The organism is Parasphingorhabdus sp., assembly GCF_048267785.1.
Lineage (GTDB): Bacteria > Pseudomonadota > Alphaproteobacteria > Sphingomonadales > Sphingomonadaceae > Parasphingorhabdus.
Genome location: NZ_JBLWWU010000012.1, coordinates 88,992 through 106,319, shown reverse-complemented (window position 1 = coordinate 106,319; position 17,328 = coordinate 88,992). Strand labels below are relative to the sequence as shown.

Genomic DNA, 17,328 nt, shown 5'->3' with positions numbered 1-17,328 from the left:
GGCGAAAAACTATCAAGCGAAACCGGTTATTAAGCGATTATGCAAATGAGATAGAGAGAATAAATCAATTTCACCAATATATAATGGCGCGCTATCTGGCTCTCCGTGAAACAAAAAATCAAATCACATGGAGTCATATATGATTGGTAGGAATATCCCCCAAGTTACCCTGAAAACCCGCGTTCGTGACGAATCCGTCGACGGCGAAAACCCGTTCCGCTGGCAGGACGTGAACACCAAGGACCTGTTCGCAGGCAAGCGAATCGCTGTATTCTCCTTGCCCGGCGCATTCACCCCGACCTGTTCGAACGAGCAGTGCCCGGCTTATGAACGCCTCTATGACGAATTCAAGGCACGCGGCGTTGACGAGGTCTACTGTATTTCGGTCAATGATGCGTTTGTGATGTACCAGTGGGGCAAATCCCTGGGTCTGGAAAAAGTGAAGCTGCTTCCAGACGGATCGGGTGACTTCACCCGTCGCATGGGCATGCTGATCAAGAAGAACCATCTCGGTTTTGGCGATCGTAGCTGGCGTTATTCGATGATTGCTGATGATGGCGTGGTCAGTGCCTGGTTTGAAGAGCCGGGTATCAACGACGATGGTGTCGACGATGATCCCTATGTCGAGTCTACCCCTGAGAATTTGCTGAACTGGCTCGACAGCGACGAAGCGGCGCGCAAGGCTGCCTAGGCAGATTCTGGATCCTGAAATGAAACCGCGAGCGAGAAATTGCTCGCGGTTTTTTTATGTGCGATAGCATTGCTCCATGGAGCGCCTCAACAAACCCGTCATCATGACGGCACAAATGGGCAAGGCGGAATATGCCTGGGCCGACCAGTTGCGCCAACGCCATTATCCGCCTGAACGGAACAGGATAGGTGCCCATATCACCTTGTTTCACCATTTGCCGCCACAGGCGCTGGACGAGATCAAGTCCGCGGTCACAGCGCTGACCAGCATCATGCCAAAACCGCGAGCACGACTGTCCGGCCTGATCCATCTCGGAAACGGTGTCGCCTATCAGCTGCATGCGCCGGAATTGCTCTCGCTGCGAATGGAACTGGCCGACCGTTTTACCGGGCTGCTGGTGGCGCAGGACCAGCAGACACCCAGATTGCATATAACCGTCCAGAACAAGGTGATCCCGAGAGAAGCTCAACGTCTGTTCGAACATCTGTCAGCCGGATTCGAGCCCCGTCCGTTCACGATTCGCGGAATCGGGCTGCATTATTATGTTGATGGCCTGTGGCAGGACATCGGTGCCTGGTCCTTCCGGGGGCGCTAGTAAACTCCGACTTCCTTGATCGGAATGTCCGTATTAGCGAGTTCGTCCTTGTCCAGATTCAATCCTTCGACGACTGCTTTGCGGCCCTGAACATAGTCTTTGGTCGCATTGACGCAGTCGAGCGCCACAACCTTGCCGTCGCGATAATAGATGACCGAGAAACTGCGTGAATCCGGATCGCCGCGCACAACATGGCTGTCAAATCCGGTGGACAGGCCAACGGTTTGCAATTTCAGATCATATTGGTTTGACCAGAACCATGGCACGGCATCATATTCGGTTTCTTCTCCGATGATATCGAGCGCAGCCACTTTCGCCTGATCATTGGCGTTCTGGACCGATTCCAGCCTGATCATCGCGCCGTTGGCATAGGCATTGCTGTGTGCGGCGCAATCGCCGATCGCGTAGATATCATCAAGACTCGTCCGGCAATGGGAATCCACGTCGACGCCATTGCCGGTCGCGGCGCCAGCCGCCACCAGAGGTCCGGTTTCCGGGATGATGCCGATTCCGACCACGAACATGTCGGCGTTCAGTGAGCGACCGTCGGCGAGTGTCACGGCGGTTGCGATTCCGTCATCACCGGTTTCAAAGCCGGCGACGGTTGCTTCCAATTCTATGGTCACGCCCTGACGGCGGTGCTCGGCTTCATAGAATCGCGAAAGGGGTTCCCCGGCGACGCGGGAAAGGACCCGGTCCAGCGATTCGACGATCGTCACCTGCTTGCCCAATTTGGTCAAAACCGCGGCGGCTTCCAGTCCGATATAGCCGCCACCGATTACCACGACTTTTTTGACAGTCGGCAAGGCGGCCATGATTTTGTCGACATCTGCGCGCGATCGGACAGCATGGATATTGCGCGCCTGGCTTCCCGGGCAATCGAGCATGCGGGGAGAACCGCCTGTCGCCCAGATCAGCTTGTCATAGCCTATCTCGTCATCGGATGTCAGTGTGACCTTTTTCGCGACTGGATCGATTTTCGCGACCCTGCGACCGGTAAGCAAATCAATATCGCGTTCGGCCCAGAAGCTCTCGGGCCGTAACAAAATCCGTTCAAACGGTTTTTCGCCAGCGAGATATTCCTTGGACAAGGGCGGTCGTTCATAGGGCGGATATTTCTCGTTTCCCAACAGGCCGATGGAACCTTCGAAATTCTTCTGGCGCAACGCTATGGCCGCTTGTGCGCCTGCATGACCAGCGCCAACTATCAATATGTCGTAAAATGCTTTCATATCCGTCCCTTGTTGCCAAACGCTGGCTTGTAGCGCGCTGTTAGCGCGGATTGTATCGGCCGTGCAAGTTTTAGCGTATTTCTCACTTCCACTTGTTGACCGGGCCGGACGCTATGACTATAGCGCCGCCGTTCAGAAAGAGTTTCGTGGTGGTCAAAACAACCTCGGGACCTGATGGCGGAGTAGCTCAGGTGGTTAGAGCAGTGGAATCATAATCCATGTGTCGGGGGTTCGAGTCCCTCCTCCGCTACCAAATTTTGCGATGTTTTCCCGCGATTCTCATATGGGCGGGTGTCCGTTTCAGCTGCAACGTGCATAGGCTTTTTAGCCTGATGCCAGTTGTCAGTCATATCGACTGGATCAGACAGTCAGATCTCGGCCCGCACCAAAGAAATCAGGAATATTTCCTACCGGGATGGATGTGAACCGGCGCTTCGCGCTTCCGGCTCTTTACGTATGGTGATTGGCACCGGCGCGTTTCTATAATGTTGATATCTTATACGGAGGTGCGATGGCCCCGTTGGGTCAGATTAACAAACGAGGTTTGGCTCTCGTTCGCCGGGCAAGTAACTGCGCCTGGCGCAGCAGTATCATTATAGGACCAGAGTTATGAGTAAGTTTGCGTTTATCATTTTCCCCGACAATAAAAAATTAACTGAAGGTGTGTCGGTGCTGGAGGAACTGGATTCCGAAGGCAGCATTACGGTCTATTCCAAGGCTGTCGTCGGCAGGAATGAGAACGATGATTTGTTCTTGAAAGAGCCTGCTGACGCAAGCTTGCTTGGGTCGCCATCCGGATCTCTGGCTGGCGGTTTGATCGGACTGATCAATGGGCCGGTCGGCGGTGTCACCGGGCCAGCTGGTGGCGCGCTGCTCGGAAGTGCGTGGGATTTGTTCAGATATGGGCTGAATGTAGATTTTGTCCAAGAAATCGCTGAAAGTGCGGCGGCCGGCGATGGCATCATTGTAGCAGAAGTTTCCGAAACTGTAACCGGGCCCCTTGACCAGCGCATTGACGATATCGGAGGGACGATATCGAGAATATGGCGCGTGAATATTGAAGATCAGCAGATCGCGCAAAATCTCGAACAGGCAGAAGCAGAATGTCACGCACTCAAAGCTGAATTGATGGACGCGGCCCGGAAAGAAAATGCCAAATTTGCGGCCCGGATAGATGAAGCAAACGCGAAGCTTCAACTTGTGAAAGATGAGGCCCTCGATCGCCTCAATAACATAGAAAAAGAATTCGAGGCCAAAGCCAAGAAGCTTGAGCAGCAATTGACGGGCGTCTCGGCGCATGCCGGCGCGACGATCAATCGTCGCATTGATGCGCTGCATGCAGACTATAAGCTGTGGACAGATAAATTAAAAAAAGCTTGGTCGACAAACCAGGAAACCCCGATACCTTAAAATCTGACATCGGATTATTCGGCGACAATCTCCACCGCCTCTGCTGCGAAACCAAATCGCAGCGCTTCTGCCAAACTTTTGACGCGCAATTTTTCCATCATATTGGCCCTGTAAATTTCAACCGTTCTGGGAGAGATGCCAAGGTCAAAAGCTATGGTCTTGTTAGGATAACCTTGCAGCAGCCCATTGAGAACGTCACGTTCCCGACCGGTGAGACAGGACAGCCGCATGTTGGCATCCGAAGCAGCGATCTCTTTAAGATTATTATTTTCCAGATGTCTGAACGCCTCGTCGATCGCACGCAGCAGCGCATCCTTATTATATGGTTTTTCGATGAAATTCAAAGCGCCGGCCCGCATTGCTTTGACCGCTATCTCGATATCCCCGTGGCCAGTCAGGATAATGATCGGCATATCAATACCGTTTTTATTCATATGTTCCTGAACTTCCAGTCCATCCATGCCGGGCATGCGGATATCCAGCAATACACAGCCTCGTTCATTGCGCTGCACATTTTTCAGAAATTCATCGCCCGATGCCATTTCCCGGGTTTGAAAACCGGTATGTTTCAACATGAATTTGACGGAGCGGCGTACCGCATCGTCATCGTCTACAATGTAGATCAGTTGGTTGTTATTCATCAGAAATTCCCTCAGCTACTTTCATGAGTGTAAAACGAAATATCGTGCCTCCATCGTCCCCCGATTCTGCTGTGATTTTCCCGTTATGGTCTTCGATTATCGTTCGGCATATCGTTAAGCCGAGACCCATTCCGTCGCTCTTGGTACTGGAAAATGCGGTAAACAACTGATCCTTTATCTCGTCGGATATGCCGCTTCCGGTGTCCTCAATCGATACTTCCACAAAGTCCGTTGATGCACTTTTTGCTGAAATTGTGAGATGTTTGACCGGTTGGTTTTCCATCGCGTCGATAGCGTTTCGCATCAAATTCACGACGACCTGTTGAATTTGAATATTATCAGCCAGTACCGTTCCAGAATCCGGTGCAATATCAATCGTCCAGTCCACACCTTTTTCCCGGGCACCGACCAAACCGATAGTGGCGGCATCCTCGATAAGCTTCTCAAGCGAATGTTTCTGCTTGTTGACCTCTCCTTTGGAGATAAACTGCCGAAGTCGCCGGACAATATCTCCTGCCCGAATCGATTCTGACGAAGCTTCATCCATTGCCTCTTTCAGAATTTCCTTCGTATCTGGTCCCAGATCATCAACCAGATCCCGGCCGGTGGCCATGTAATTTGATATTGCGGTGAGGGGTTGATTAAGTTCATGGGCAATTCCGCTGGCCATCTCACCCAAGGTATTCAGACGTTCTACATGTGCCAGTCTGTCACGATTTTCCTGGGCCTCTTTTTCGGCGGCCACTTCTCCTGAAACATCCCGAATAAGAAAGACGATCATCGATTCTGTTGGATGTTTGATCTCGTTCACGGAAAGCTCATATGGAAATATCGAGCCGTCTTTGCGTAATCCATATCCAATTTCGCCTACCTGCAATCTGCTCAATTCGCCTGTTTCGACATGTTTTCTGGGATCACGGGGAACATGTTTGCGCTGGTCGACTGGCACGAGTATTTCAATATTCTGGCCAACTATCTCGTCGCAATTATAGCCAAACATCTTTTCTGCAGCGGGGTTGAATGTCTCAATCGTGCCATCCGCATTGACCGTTATGACTGCCTCAATTGCCGCTTCAACGATTGCCTCCGACAGGCTGGCAGATTTGATGGAAAGCGTTTCTGCCTGTTTAAGCTTGGTAATATCGACCAGAAAGCCCTCGATATAAACAGCATCCTCGTCGACGATATCGATGATTTCGCACCATGTCTGTATCCAGCGAATTTCGCCTTCAGAGGTCTGTATGCGATATTCTACGTCAAACGGATCACCCGAGCCCGAGTGTTGCTGCACTTCTTCCCAAATACGTTCCCGGTCTTCAGGAATAATGAGATTGCCCCAGTAAACACGCCTTTCTTCGAAATCGCTGCGTGGGTAGCCGGTCAGAGCTTCACAGCCCTCGCTGATATATTCAAAGGGCCAGTCTGGTTGGTTGAGGACGCGAAAGGCTATGGCGGGAAGATCATCAAAAGGGACACGCAGCCGATGGGATGCCTCACGTTCTTCCAATACGCGCTTTTGCGCCATCAGACTATAATAGACGATGAGAGCAAAGAGACCGCTCAGCACAAAACCGGCACTGAATATGATTGTCAACACTCGGGAATGGACCAAGGCCAGCAATCCCGGTTTGGGCGAAGCATCGATTGTCCATTGCAGATTGTCGATCGTAAAGCTTCGGCTCTGCGTCCAATCCGGATTAATGCTTTGCCCGTCGTCAATCGAAGAATAGGCTTGCTGGCCATTTACGGACACAATTATATCATGCTGAGCCATAAGGCCTTCGGGCAAAATCGCTTTCAGCAACGGGTCGAAAAGCAGGACGCTTCCGATCAACCCATCAAATCGTCCACTGCGGGGATCATAGACCGGAGCGTAGACAGTTATCCCTTTGCCGCTGTGGATGCTTTCAAGTGGTTCTGAAAATGCTAGCTTGCGGCTGTTTTTTGCCTGTTCTGCGGCGTTGAAAGTAGGCGGATTGGATCGCAAATCAAAATCCAGCGCAATTTTGCTATCCGACAGAGGAATAACCCAGCGGATTGTCATTGAGGGATCAATCCACCCGATTGCACGAACGCCGGACTGGGAATCATAGATAAATCTGCTCGCTTTTTCCCAATCTGTCCGATCCTGTTTGTCCTGCCCTTGCCAATTGTTCGCGAGCCCGGATATCAACGTCGCTCTTCCGTTAACGCCATCACGTATCAACGCCTCGGCACCCAGAACGTGTGAGGCGGTCACCCTTCTTAAATTGGCGCGTTCCTGTAGATCCAGGATATACCAAGTTGTAGCGACTGCGACTAAAGATGCAGCTAATACCGAATATAGTATGATTAAATTTCGGTTTAGCATCTTCAAACCATCGTCCTTGTCCTATCTATTTTAGACTAGATATCAATATTCAACAATTTTATGATGAATAACGATAATGTTTAAATGGAATCTGGCTGCCCCGAAATCAGATTGCCAATGGTTTGCTGTGCTTCAGGTTGATGTAGCCAACTGCAGGACAAAACAAATTACGTAAATTTACATATGTGGAGCAATCCATGTCGCGAGGGCGAGCAGGGTGAACTCCGAAAATGGTCGCCAATGGGACCGTCCCGTCTACACCGGCGGAGAACAAGGCGTTCCAAATATCGGCTATTTCCAGTTCAATCCCGCGATCACGACATTGTTCAATATTCAAACTGCATAGAAGTTCCCCGCCGTGCCATTGGGAGGAGGAGCAGTACACGACGGGGAATAGCTATTTTGCAAAAGAACAGAATCGTTGAATTCGGTCCCAATCAAATTTGCTCATTCAATATGCAGCGAGGCGTAACGCCACAAAATCCGTAATGTCCCGTCCGGGGAAAATACGTAATTTCACGTGCTTGCGGAAGCCGCTATTGTTCAGTCAGGAAATTCTCGGTGATGAGGAAAGCGCGAAGCCTTGGGGCCAACCGATAATCAAAGAGCTGAAGTCATGCAGAAACACCCGTTCAGAGGCGGCGCGGCATGGGGAATAACAAAGGATTCCGGACAATGCATGCGATGATATTTGACCGCGCCCACGAACCTCTTCGGCTTGATTCAAATATGCCAGTGCCGATCCCCGGACCAGATCAAGTGCTGATTAAAATCCATGCCTGCGGTGTTTGTCGAACCGATTTGCACATCGTTGACGGCGAACTGACCAATCCCGCGATCCCGCTTGTACCGGGACACGAGATTATCGGAACAGTGAGGCAAACAGGACCCAATGTGAAAGATCTCGAAGTCGGTGATCGCGTCGGCGTCCCCTGGCTGGGCTGGACATGTGGAGAATGCGTCTATTGCAAGAGTGACCGTGAGAATCTGTGTGAACAAGCGCGTTTTACCGGCTATCAGATCAATGGCGGCTATGCCGATTTTACCGTTGCCGACGAGCGGTTCTGCTTTCCGATACCAGCCGTTTTTAGCGATGTCGAAGCCGCGCCGTTGCTATGTGCGGGCTTGATCGGTTATCGAGCGCTGCGATTGGCGGGCGATGCTGCCCGAATCGGGTTTTACGGCTTTGGAGCAGCTGCACATATCGCTATCCAAGTCGCACGCCACCTTGAACAGGAAGTCTATGCCTTCACCAAACCGGGTGATCTTGCCGGGCAGGATTTTGCCCGCCAGCTTGGGGCGGTATGGGCGGGTGGTTCGGATATCAATCCACCGGATATGCTGGATGCTGCTGTCATTTTTGCGCCCGTGGGTGAACTCGTTCCGGCAGCTCTCAAAGCTACGGCAAGGGGAGGGACGGTTGTTTGTGCCGGAATCCACATGAGCGATATTCCGAGCTTTCCCTATAATATTTTATGGGAAGAGCGCGTCTTGCGATCGGTAGCCAATCTAACGCGGCAGGACGGAGAGGAATTTCTCGAGATTGCGGCTACAATACCGGTGCGTACAACGACGACTCCATTTTCTCTCACGAGCGCAAATGAAGCGCTCAGGCAATTGCGAGAAGGAGAGTTTGAAGGTGCCGCAGTGCTTGTGCCTGAGACGTAGGAAATGGATGAACGCGATCGCCCTGCGTGGTTGTGAGCTGGCGTTCGCAATATGGTTCGCTATTTTCATTAGGGAACCGGGTTGGTCCTCAGCAATTCGCTGCAAAAGCATAGCGCAAAACTCCGACATTATTTGTGTCCCGTCATATTCGCGCTGTAGCGCATGTTTGGCTGTCTTGGCGCTTAAGTAACTACGCGTATGGCGTACGGGAAAGCAGAGTTATAAACTTTTGATCGTCTCGGGGAACAGGAACAATCAGGATTTTGTATGATGACAGCCGTTCAACCATTTCAACCACAATATCGTGGCCGGGATAATGATGGGGAGTGCGCACGATGAAGTCGGCGCACCGTTCGGTACTCATCATGATTACCCTTTCGATCGGATTGATCGGGCTGGCGATGCTCTTTTCCCATCAGAACCAGCCCTTGTCATTGGCACAGTCCGTATCGAATAGCGCCAACGCGGAACCCATACCGATAGACCGGTTAAGCGTTGCACCATTGGTGGCAAGGGCTTCCCCGGCCGTGGTCAATATCGCGGTGGTTCAGCCGTCACCTTACGCACAAAATCCGTTGTTGCGTGATCCATATTTCAGACGTTTTTTCGGCGTGTCGGAAGGCGTGCTACAACCCAGGCTTTCTGCCGGATCTGGCGTGGTTGTCGACGCAAACAAGGGATTGGTCGTCACAAATTTTCATATTGTAGACGGAGCTTCGCTGATCATGGTGATGCTCGAGGACAAGCGTCAACTCGAGGCCGAGCTTGTCGCATCCGATGATCAAGCGGATATTGCATTGCTTCGGATACCTGCCAAGAATCTGACCGCCGTTCCGCTGGCGGCATCGGATTCGGCGCAGGTCGGAGACTATGTTATCGCAATTGGTAATCCCTTTGGTATCGGCCAGTCGGTGACGGCGGGCATTGTAAGCGCGCTTGGGCGTGGCCTGTCCCCTGAACGTCATTTCGGATTGATCCAGACTGATGCCCCGATCAATCCGGGAAATTCCGGTGGACCGTTAATCAATATGCGGGGTGAAGTGATCGGAATTAACGTATCCATTCTGACACCAGTACAGGCCAATATTGGAATTGGATTTGCGGTGCCGGCTTCGGTCGTCCGGCAACTGTTGCGTTCGGAAAAAAGCTGAGCGCCTGTTCGCCAATCAGAACGTTTCGCGCAACATCCGTTTCATACGCAGCATTACGGATTACTGTGCGAGAAGTCTGGTTTTAGAACCGCGCAGATACGGGTCGCTGAAAGAAAGAAATCGCGTGGCACAATTTCCGGTCCTGTTCCGCCGGCAGCATTTAAGGAAAATATCTGCGGCAGCCAATCCGGCTGGTGAAGCCGTTGCGCCGCCGTCGCAAAACTGGTCCAGTCAGGATCGCGAAACGGTTGCCGAAGTTCTGAATAGCAATTTCCGGGAAGGTCTGACCGACGATGAGGCCAAAAGACGGCTGGATCTTTACGGACCCAATATTCTCGCTGAGCGTCGCGGACGCAGCATCGGTCAGTCGATTGTCGCTCAGTTTAATGATGCAATGATCCTGCTGTTGCTGGCGGCTGCGGCCGTCGCGGGCGCCGTGGGAGAAATACGAGACGCGGCAATGATTGCCGTCATCCTGATGATAAACGCGGCGATTGGCTTATTCCACGAAATACGCGCGCAAAAAGAAATGGCCGCGCTGAAATTGATGATGCCTGACGATGTTACCGTTATTCGCTCCGGTACGCCCCGACCCAGTCATTCTCGCGATCTTGTGGTGGGTGACCTGGTTCAGATCCAGGCAGGCGACCGTGTGCCTGCCGATATGCGGCTTATCGCTACCAACGATCTGCAGCTGGATGAATCTGCCTTGACCGGGGAATCGCTTTCCAAACAGAAAACGGCCTCAATGGTGACGGGGCATAATGTGCCGCTGGGTGATCAGGATAATATGGCCTTTTCCGGCACGTCGGTTATGCGCGGTGGTGCAACCGGTCTGGTGGTGGCGACCGGTTCCGGCAGTGAAATCGGCAAAATTGCCGTTATGATGGAAAATCAGACAACTGCTCCGACCCCATTGCAGGAACGGCTGGCGACGGTCAGCCGAAAACTGGCGATTGCGGCATTATTTGTTTGCATTGTAATTTTTATAACGGGGATTTTGCAGGGGCAAATGCCTCTACTGATGTTCATGACTGCGGCGAGCGTTGCGGTTGCGGCCATGCCAGAGGCACTGCCCGCGGTGGTGACAGTCCTACTCGCGATCGGTGCCAGAAAAATGGCGCAGAACAACGCGTTGATCCGCCAATTGCCCGCCGTCGAGACACTTGGCTCCGTCACATATATCTGCACCGACAAAACTGGAACGCTGACCCAAAACAAGATGCACGTAGTCGAACTGCTCAGCAATGATGAGCGGGAAATGTTGAAGGCAATGGCGCTTTGCAATGAAGTCGAGACCGATGGGGCGGAAGGCCCGCGCGGGGAACCGACCGAGCTAGCTCTGTGTTTGCACGCCGGTGACAAGGGGTATGAGCGTCAAGCGCTGGAAGCTTCGCAACCCCGCGAAAAGACCTTTGCTTTTTCATCCAAACGCAAACGGATGACCACCGTCCATAAAATGCCGTCGGGCCGTTTCGTTTCCTATATGAAGGGTGCGCCGGAAGTCATTCTTGTATCATCACCGCAATGGCAGGAGCAGGCGGAGAAACTTGCAGCCGAGGGGATGCGTGTGCTGGCATTTGCGCGCCGGGAAACCGATGAGATTCCGGATGTCGATGATGTTCATCCTGAGACGGAAATTCTCGGGCTGGTTGGATTGCAGGACCCACCCCGGGCCGAATCCGCAGCTGCCGTAGCCGCCTGTAAAGCGGCTGGCATTGTGCTCGTCATGATTACGGGCGACCATCCCCGGACGGCGCTCGCCATTGCCGTAAAAATTGGGTTGGCTGAGGCATCTGACGGTTCCGTTACGGGAGCGGAATTGCGTGATCTTGACGAAAAGGAGCTCGCGGCCACGGCGCTGTCCACCAAGATATATGCGCGTGTCGATCCGGCTCAAAAAATCCGTATCGTCAAAGCGCTCCAAAGCCAGGGACAATATGTGGCGATGACCGGGGACGGGGTTAATGACGCTCCCGCGCTTGCCGCGGCAAATATCGGTGTGGCAATGGGCAAGGGCGGAACCGATGTTGCGCGGGAAGCAGCCGATTTGATCCTGCTCGACGACAATTTTTCCTCGATCGTCGCGGCTGTCCGCGAAGGGCGGCGGATATTTGACAATATTCGCAAATTTATTCGCTATAATCTGGCCTGCAATTTTGCCGAAGTGATGACAATTTTCTTCGCGCCGCTGCTGGGCCTGCCACTGCCGTTGCTGCCGCTGCAGATATTGTGGATCAATCTGGTAACCGATGGATTGCCGGGACTCGCGCTCGTTGCCGAAAAGGCGGAGCGAGACGTTATGGAGCGGCCACCGGTTCCGCCGCAGCAGGGTCTGTTCGACCGCGATATGTGGCTACATATCATCCTCTTTGGCATATTCATGACAGTGGTCACAATCGCGGCACAATATGAAGCTTTGGCGGCCGGAAACGAAAACTGGCAGACCATGGTGTTCACGATTCTGACATTCCTGCAACTGGGGCAGGCGGTTGCGGTCCGCTCCGAGAAACACTCGATCTTTCATGCCAGTCCGTTTGAAAACCCGTTTCTGCTGGGGGCAATTCTGGTTAGCGCAGGATTGCATTTGCTGATCATATATTTGCCGGTCGGCCAGAGATTATTCGATACTGCCCCGCTCAGCGCGCGTGATCTTGGTATTTGTATTATCGCATCATTGGCGAGCCTTGGATTGTCGGAGTTGTGGAAATTGTTTCGCTGGGGCCCAAAACCGGCGTGACGGAGGTTCTCGCGGGCGTCCTTTGATCAAAGTTCCTGCGCCCCAATAGATGTTTTTTTTGCGCTACGGGGTTTCACGGATACCGATGGGTCTTCTCATAATTTACATAGAAGCAGTGCCACAATGATGAAGGGTTCTCATAATACCCCCGCTCGAGAATCCTTCGACCCGGAAACCGGAACTGCACCGCCAGTAACAATCCGGAAAATCAATGTTGGCACGCTGGAATTTGTTCTGACCGCTGACCGAAATCCTGATCTGACAACAGGATGTCCGGGCCGCGCGCCAGTTTCACAACCAAATATGTAAGGAAAGCCGAAAAACGTCATCGGGCCAGGACTGATTTAATCGGATTGTAACCGCATAATTATGGTGGACAAGATATGACCGTTCAAAGAACTTCTGCGAAATTCGCTGCATCCGGGTTGGCTCTTTTGCTCACGCTGTTGCTTGTTGCTTGCGCCACAGCAACCCCGTATCAGCCGAATCTTCCTGGGCAGAAAGTGTCGGGCGGCTATTCTGAAGAATATCTTGGCCAGAACCGCTACCGGGTCCGGTTTTCCGGTAACACGCTGACATCGCGTGAGACGGTCGAGGGTTATCTCCTTTATCGCGCAGCTGAGCTGACAATCCAGAACGGTTATGACTGGTTTTCAATGATCGATCATACCACCGAGCGTGATCGCCGGACCTATGTCGAGCCGTTTCCGCGCTATAGTCCCTGGTATGGACCGCGTTACAGTTACTGGCGACCCCATTGGAATTATTACCGGGGAGGTGCCTGGCATGTCTGGCATCCTTATGGCCGTGTACCGTTCTGGGCTTATGATATCGATGTCCGGACGGTGGAACGGTTTGAAGCTGAAGCGGAAATCATCATGCACAGGGGACCCAAGCCTGCAGATGAAGCGCGCGCCTTCGATGCTCGCCGGGTGCTGAGCGATCTGGGACCAACGATAAAATGGCCGGAAAGCTGATGGTTGGCACTTTTCATTCAATTTCTGCAAAAACCGCCGGAATAGCGTCTTTATCGCAAAGGATATCGAAGCGATGACCCGCGATGATTCAAGCAGTGACAAATATATCTGCTGGCTAAATGAACTCCGTCTCGACAATATTACGCAAGTTGGCGGAAAAAATGCATCGCTTGGCGAACTTTCCAACGCCCTTTCCGGTCGGGTAATGGTCCCCGAAACTTTCGCAGTGACGGCCAAAGCCTATCGCGACCTGATTGATGTGAATGAAATCTGGCCGCGCATGGACCAGATTTTAAAGAAGACAGACTGGGCCGATCTGACCGTCGCGGCCAGGATGGCCGCACGCATCAGAGATATGGTCGTCAAGGCTAAATTCCCGAAAAGTCTTGAGGACGATATCCGGTCTGCCTATCAGAAAATGTGTGATGATCATGGCCGCAGCACGCCGGTTGCCGTGCGAAGTAGCGCCACCGCCGAAGATTTGCCGGAAGCATCATTTGCCGGCCAGCATGAGACATATTTGAATGTTCGCGGCGGTGATGACCTGATTGCGGCTGTTCGGAAGTGCTTTGCCTCACTATTTACCCAGCGCGCTATTTCATACCGGAATAATCACGGTTTTGATCATCGCGATGTTGCGCTGTCCGTCGGTGTCCAGCGGATGATCCGCGCGGACAAGGCAACATCGGGCGTGATATTCACCCTCGATACCGAAAGCGGGAATCCGGACGTAGTGTTGACCACTGCCGTCTGGGGCCTGGGCGAGGCAATCGTTCAGGGTGCTGTCGACCCGGACGAGTATATCGTTCATAAACCGACATTGGAACAGGGCTTCGAGCAGGTTATCCGGCACCGGATCGGCGCCAAGGAAAAAAAGCTGGTCTATGCGCGTGCCAATGCGAACGAGCCGATAATCTGGCGTCCGGTGCCGCGTTCCGAGCGGTTAAAGCCTTGCCTCTCTGACCCGGATATTGTTCAGCTTTCTAAACAGGCTGTTGCGATTGAAGAGCATTACAGCAATCTGCATGGCCGCTTGACTCCGATGGATATAGAATGGGCAAAAGATGGCCCGGATGGCAATCTCTATATTCTGCAGGCGCGCCCCGAAACAATCCATGCGGCATCCGATTCTACACTGCTTACCCAATATCACCTGACCGGTGATGCAGAAGTAAAGGTCATCAGCGAAGGGCAGGCCATTGGAGACAGGATCGGTTCGGGGCCGGTCCGACTGGTTGATGACAGCGATCAACTGGGACTGGTCAAAGCCGGCGACGTGATCGTGGCGGAAGCGACCACACCGGACTGGGAGCCCGCGATGAAGCGTGCTGCTGCGATTATTACCGAGCATGGTGGGCGCACATGTCATGCCGCCATTGTGGCAAGAGAGCTCGGTATCCCGGTAATCGTCGGTGTATCCGGCGCGAGAGAACTGTTGGTAAACGGGCAGGGCGTTACCGTCGACTGTTCGCAGGGAATGACGGGCCGGGTTCTTGAGGGCGAAGTGCCCTTTTCTGTCGACTCCATCGACGTGAGTGCGATGACATCACCCAATGTGGATTTGATGGTCAATATTGCCGCTCCCGATGCGGCGTTTAAAACGGCTGAGTTGCCGGTTGCCGGTGTTGGTCTTGCACGAACCGAGTTCATCATTGCCAATGAGATCGAGGCGCATCCGATGGCGTTGCTGTTTCCCGAGCGGATCAGCAATCGGCAGGTCCGACGAAAGATTGAAAAACTGACAACGGCCTATCAAAACGGTGCTGATTATTTCGTTTCGCGCCTCGCCGAGGGCGTCGCGATGATCGCCGCAGCATTTTATCCACGGCCGGTAATTGTCCGAACGTCCGATTTCAAGAGTAACGAATATGCATCATTGCTGGGCGGCAGTGCTTTTGAAGAATCAGAAAATAATCCGATGATCGGTTTTCGCGGTGCTTCACGCTATATACACCCGGCTTACAGGGCAGCTTTTGATCTTGAATGCCAAGCACTTCGGCGCGTCCGGGATGATATGGGTTTAACCAATGTCATTATCATGATACCATTCTGCCGACGAATAGAGGAAGCGCGCCGGGTCATTGAAGTGATGGCCGAGAACGAACTGGAGCGGGGAGAAAACGGCCTCCAGCTCTATGTCATGTGCGAGATACCCAGCAACGTCATTCTGATTGATGAATTTGCAAAACTGTTTGACGGTTTCTCTATTGGGTCAAACGATCTTACCCAGCTGGTACTGGGCATTGATCGAGATTCCGAGATTCTTGCTGCCGATTTTGACGAGGAAGATCCCGCGGTTACAGCGATGATCGAGCAGACAATTGCCGGCGCACATCGCAGCGGGTTGAAATGCGGAATTTGCGGTCAGGCACCCTCAGACAGGCCCGGGTTTGCCGACTGGCTGGTGGAGAAGGATATCGATAGCATTAGCTTGAGTCCAGATAGTGTTCTGGGCGTTTTACGGCGGCTTGGTCAGGGCCAGGCGGCTTTAAGGAACCAAAGATAAATGGAGGTGTTTAGCGAATGGGCGATACTGGTCTGATGGAGCGAATGCTTGGCTTTTCGGCTTTTGAAAATGACTACGAAAGTCATTCTTCCCGATCATACCATCAAGGAAGGAATGACATTTTGATCGTGTCAATGCACCGTCCGGAATCGAGTGTCGTGGGTTTTCTGTTCGGAGCGGTTTGAGCGCAGCCGACCATCATATCAGAAGACTCGATGTAAATATTTTGGCGAGGGGGACCGCATCTTTTTCAGAAGGATTTGTAAGATGAATACCAAACCACCAGTGGCTGAACCGACGCTTACTCAAGCTCGATCAAAGTTCCGCAATTTGCGCGTGGAATTTCCTCGTTCTTCTCATGATGAAATTAGCGATCAAACGAGGATAAAACGCGCCGTTGCCTGCATTGACAGTTCTATGAAGGGGCAAGTCCTGTTGCGTCATACGAAGGCCGTTGCAGAGGGCCTCGACCTTCCCCTTAATATCATTCATGTGATGGAAAGCGCCAGTACGGATCACGGACCGAGTGATCCGATCCAGTGGCAGATCAAATATCAGGAAGCAAAAGATCATCTTCTCCGGCTCGCGAATGAAGAGGATCAGGATTCCACAATTCATGACCATTTCATTCTGAACGGTATCGCCGGAGATGAGATTTCCCGCTGGGCGAATGATCATGAGGGTAGCCTGATGGCTATGACAAGCCGTTGCGGCTTGCCTTCGGGGACTATGTTGCATGGTTATATCGGTGATACAGCACAAAAGCTTTTGGAGGCCAGCAACGCGTCCTTGCTGCTTGTCCCGCCGGATATGCCAGCACCGGAATCTGTGCGCTACAAACGGCTAATGGTGCCGCTGGATGGTTCCCAACGGGCGGAAAGTGTTCTGCCTGTTGCGATGCGGATAGCGCGAAAACATAATGCAGAACTGGTGCTTGCCCATGTTGTTTCCGAACCGGAAATTGTCGAAACGGGGCCGCATGACAAGGAGGCCCACGACCTGATGGCGCATATGCTGCGTTATAACGAACAAAATGCGCATGCCTATCTTGACCGCCTGCAGTCGCGTCTCAACAATGGAACTGTGACGATCAGAACGATCGTAGAAAATGACGGGGACCCCCGTGAACGTCTGATCAGACTTGCGACCGCTCAGGATGTTGATCTGATCTTGATCTCGGCGCACGGGCGCACTGGCATGCCCAATGCATGTTGTGGGAACATCGCCAGGCATCTGGTGACAAACACCCATATTCCCTTGTTGATGGTTCGGCAGCAAGCCGGACACAAATTGGATCATCCTGAAATATCGACGGATGCTTTTGGCCGCAGAATATTCTCGGATTGGGCGCATTAAACAGTGACCGG

The 17,328-nt window shown here is 52.6% G+C and carries 13 protein-coding genes and 1 tRNA gene; 11 read left to right on the top strand and 3 right to left on the bottom strand.

Annotated elements, in window-relative coordinates; all coding sequences use genetic code 11:
• Positions 1-139 precede the first annotated feature (139 nt).
• Both ACN0VD_RS11340 and ACN0VD_RS11335 read left to right on the top strand, forming a co-directional pair.
• Entirely contained in the window at positions 140-691 is a 552-nt protein-coding gene (locus tag ACN0VD_RS11340; protein ID WP_417594287.1) for a peroxiredoxin, read from the top strand.
• Positions 692-767: 76 nt separating this feature from the next.
• A complete protein-coding gene (locus ACN0VD_RS11335) occupies positions 768-1,286 on the top strand; it encodes a 2'-5' RNA ligase family protein (RefSeq protein ID WP_417594285.1) in 519 nt (172 codons plus the stop codon).
• Here ACN0VD_RS11335 and ACN0VD_RS11330 read toward each other — a convergent pair.
• On the bottom strand, positions 1,283-2,518 hold the full coding sequence (locus ACN0VD_RS11330) for an NAD(P)/FAD-dependent oxidoreductase (RefSeq protein ID WP_417594283.1): 1,236 nt from the start codon (positions 2,516-2,518) through the stop codon (positions 1,283-1,285). The genes ACN0VD_RS11335 and ACN0VD_RS11330 overlap by 4 nt on opposite strands.
• A 176-nt stretch (positions 2,519-2,694) precedes the next feature.
• Here ACN0VD_RS11330 and ACN0VD_RS11325 point away from each other — a divergent pair.
• Together ACN0VD_RS11325 and ACN0VD_RS11320 are read left to right on the top strand one after the other, a co-directional pair.
• Positions 2,695-2,771 (top strand) — tRNA-Met (locus ACN0VD_RS11325).
• A 356-nt stretch (positions 2,772-3,127) separates the two neighbouring features.
• Complete coding sequence (locus ACN0VD_RS11320) at positions 3,128-3,928, top strand: DUF1269 domain-containing protein (protein WP_417594281.1); 801 nt, start codon at positions 3,128-3,130, stop codon at positions 3,926-3,928.
• 14 nt (positions 3,929-3,942) lie between these two features.
• Here ACN0VD_RS11320 and ACN0VD_RS11315 read toward each other — a convergent pair whose 3' ends face one another.
• Entirely contained in the window at positions 3,943-4,569 is a 627-nt protein-coding gene (locus tag ACN0VD_RS11315) for a response regulator transcription factor (RefSeq protein ID WP_417594279.1), read from the bottom strand.
• A complete protein-coding gene (locus ACN0VD_RS11310; RefSeq protein ID WP_417594277.1) occupies positions 4,562-6,613 on the bottom strand; it encodes a PAS domain S-box protein in 2,052 nt (683 codons plus the stop codon). Before ACN0VD_RS11310 ends, ACN0VD_RS11315 begins: the two co-directional genes overlap by 8 nt.
• Positions 6,614-7,136: 523 nt before the next feature.
• Here ACN0VD_RS11310 and ACN0VD_RS11305 point away from each other — a divergent pair.
• The 7 genes from ACN0VD_RS11305 to ACN0VD_RS11275 all read left to right on the top strand — a co-directional run bounded on the left by ACN0VD_RS11305 (position 7,137) and on the right by ACN0VD_RS11275 (position 17,317).
• Positions 7,137-7,265: a hypothetical protein gene (locus tag ACN0VD_RS11305; RefSeq protein ID WP_417594275.1), complete on the top strand. Its 129-nt coding sequence runs from the start codon at positions 7,137-7,139 to the stop codon at positions 7,263-7,265.
• A 302-nt stretch (positions 7,266-7,567) separates the two neighbouring features.
• On the top strand, positions 7,568-8,587 hold the full coding sequence (locus tag ACN0VD_RS11300; RefSeq protein WP_417594273.1) for a zinc-dependent alcohol dehydrogenase family protein: 1,020 nt from the start codon (positions 7,568-7,570) through the stop codon (positions 8,585-8,587).
• A 335-nt stretch (positions 8,588-8,922) separates the two neighbouring features.
• Complete coding sequence (locus ACN0VD_RS11295; protein ID WP_417594271.1) at positions 8,923-9,738, top strand: trypsin-like peptidase domain-containing protein; 816 nt, start codon at positions 8,923-8,925, stop codon at positions 9,736-9,738.
• A 124-nt stretch (positions 9,739-9,862) separates the two neighbouring features.
• Positions 9,863-12,478, top strand: coding sequence for a cation-translocating P-type ATPase (locus ACN0VD_RS11290; RefSeq protein WP_417594269.1), 2,616 nt, complete (start codon positions 9,863-9,865; stop codon positions 12,476-12,478).
• A 383-nt stretch (positions 12,479-12,861) separates the two neighbouring features.
• Entirely contained in the window at positions 12,862-13,455 is a 594-nt protein-coding gene (locus ACN0VD_RS11285; RefSeq protein ID WP_417594267.1) for a CC0125/CC1285 family lipoprotein, read from the top strand.
• Between the two features lie 73 nt (positions 13,456-13,528).
• Positions 13,529-15,961 carry a phosphoenolpyruvate synthase gene (gene ppsA / locus ACN0VD_RS11280; RefSeq protein ID WP_417594265.1) on the top strand — a complete coding sequence of 811 codons (2,433 nt, stop codon included), beginning with the start codon at positions 13,529-13,531 and terminating at the stop codon, positions 15,959-15,961.
• Between the two features lie 267 nt (positions 15,962-16,228).
• Positions 16,229-17,317, top strand: a complete 1,089-nt coding sequence (locus ACN0VD_RS11275; protein ID WP_417594263.1) for a universal stress protein — start codon at positions 16,229-16,231, stop codon at positions 17,315-17,317.
• The last annotated feature ends 11 nt before the right edge of the window (positions 17,318-17,328 follow it).

Bases quoted from the DNA above. Each gene is read 5' to 3' on its own strand.
- ACN0VD_RS11340 (WP_417594287.1), top strand. From the start codon at position 140: ATGATTGGTAGGAATATCCCCCAAGTTACCCTGAAAACCCGCGTTCGT.
- ACN0VD_RS11335 (WP_417594285.1), top strand. From the start codon at position 768: ATGGAGCGCCTCAACAAACCCGTCATCATGACGGCACAAATGGGCAAG.
- ACN0VD_RS11330 (WP_417594283.1), bottom strand. From the start codon at position 2,518: ATGAAAGCATTTTACGACATATTGATAGTTGGCGCTGGTCATGCAGGC.
- ACN0VD_RS11320 (WP_417594281.1), top strand. From the start codon at position 3,128: ATGAGTAAGTTTGCGTTTATCATTTTCCCCGACAATAAAAAATTAACT.
- ACN0VD_RS11315 (WP_417594279.1), bottom strand. From the start codon at position 4,569: ATGAATAACAACCAACTGATCTACATTGTAGACGATGACGATGCGGTA.
- ACN0VD_RS11310 (WP_417594277.1), bottom strand. From the start codon at position 6,613: ATGACAATCCGCTGGGTTATTCCTCTGTCGGATAGCAAAATTGCGCTG.
- ACN0VD_RS11300 (WP_417594273.1), top strand. From the start codon at position 7,568: ATGGGGAATAACAAAGGATTCCGGACAATGCATGCGATGATATTTGAC.
- ACN0VD_RS11295 (WP_417594271.1), top strand. From the start codon at position 8,923: ATGAAGTCGGCGCACCGTTCGGTACTCATCATGATTACCCTTTCGATC.
- ACN0VD_RS11285 (WP_417594267.1), top strand. From the start codon at position 12,862: ATGACCGTTCAAAGAACTTCTGCGAAATTCGCTGCATCCGGGTTGGCT.
- ppsA (WP_417594265.1), top strand. From the start codon at position 13,529: ATGACCCGCGATGATTCAAGCAGTGACAAATATATCTGCTGGCTAAAT.
- ACN0VD_RS11275 (WP_417594263.1), top strand. From the start codon at position 16,229: ATGAATACCAAACCACCAGTGGCTGAACCGACGCTTACTCAAGCTCGA.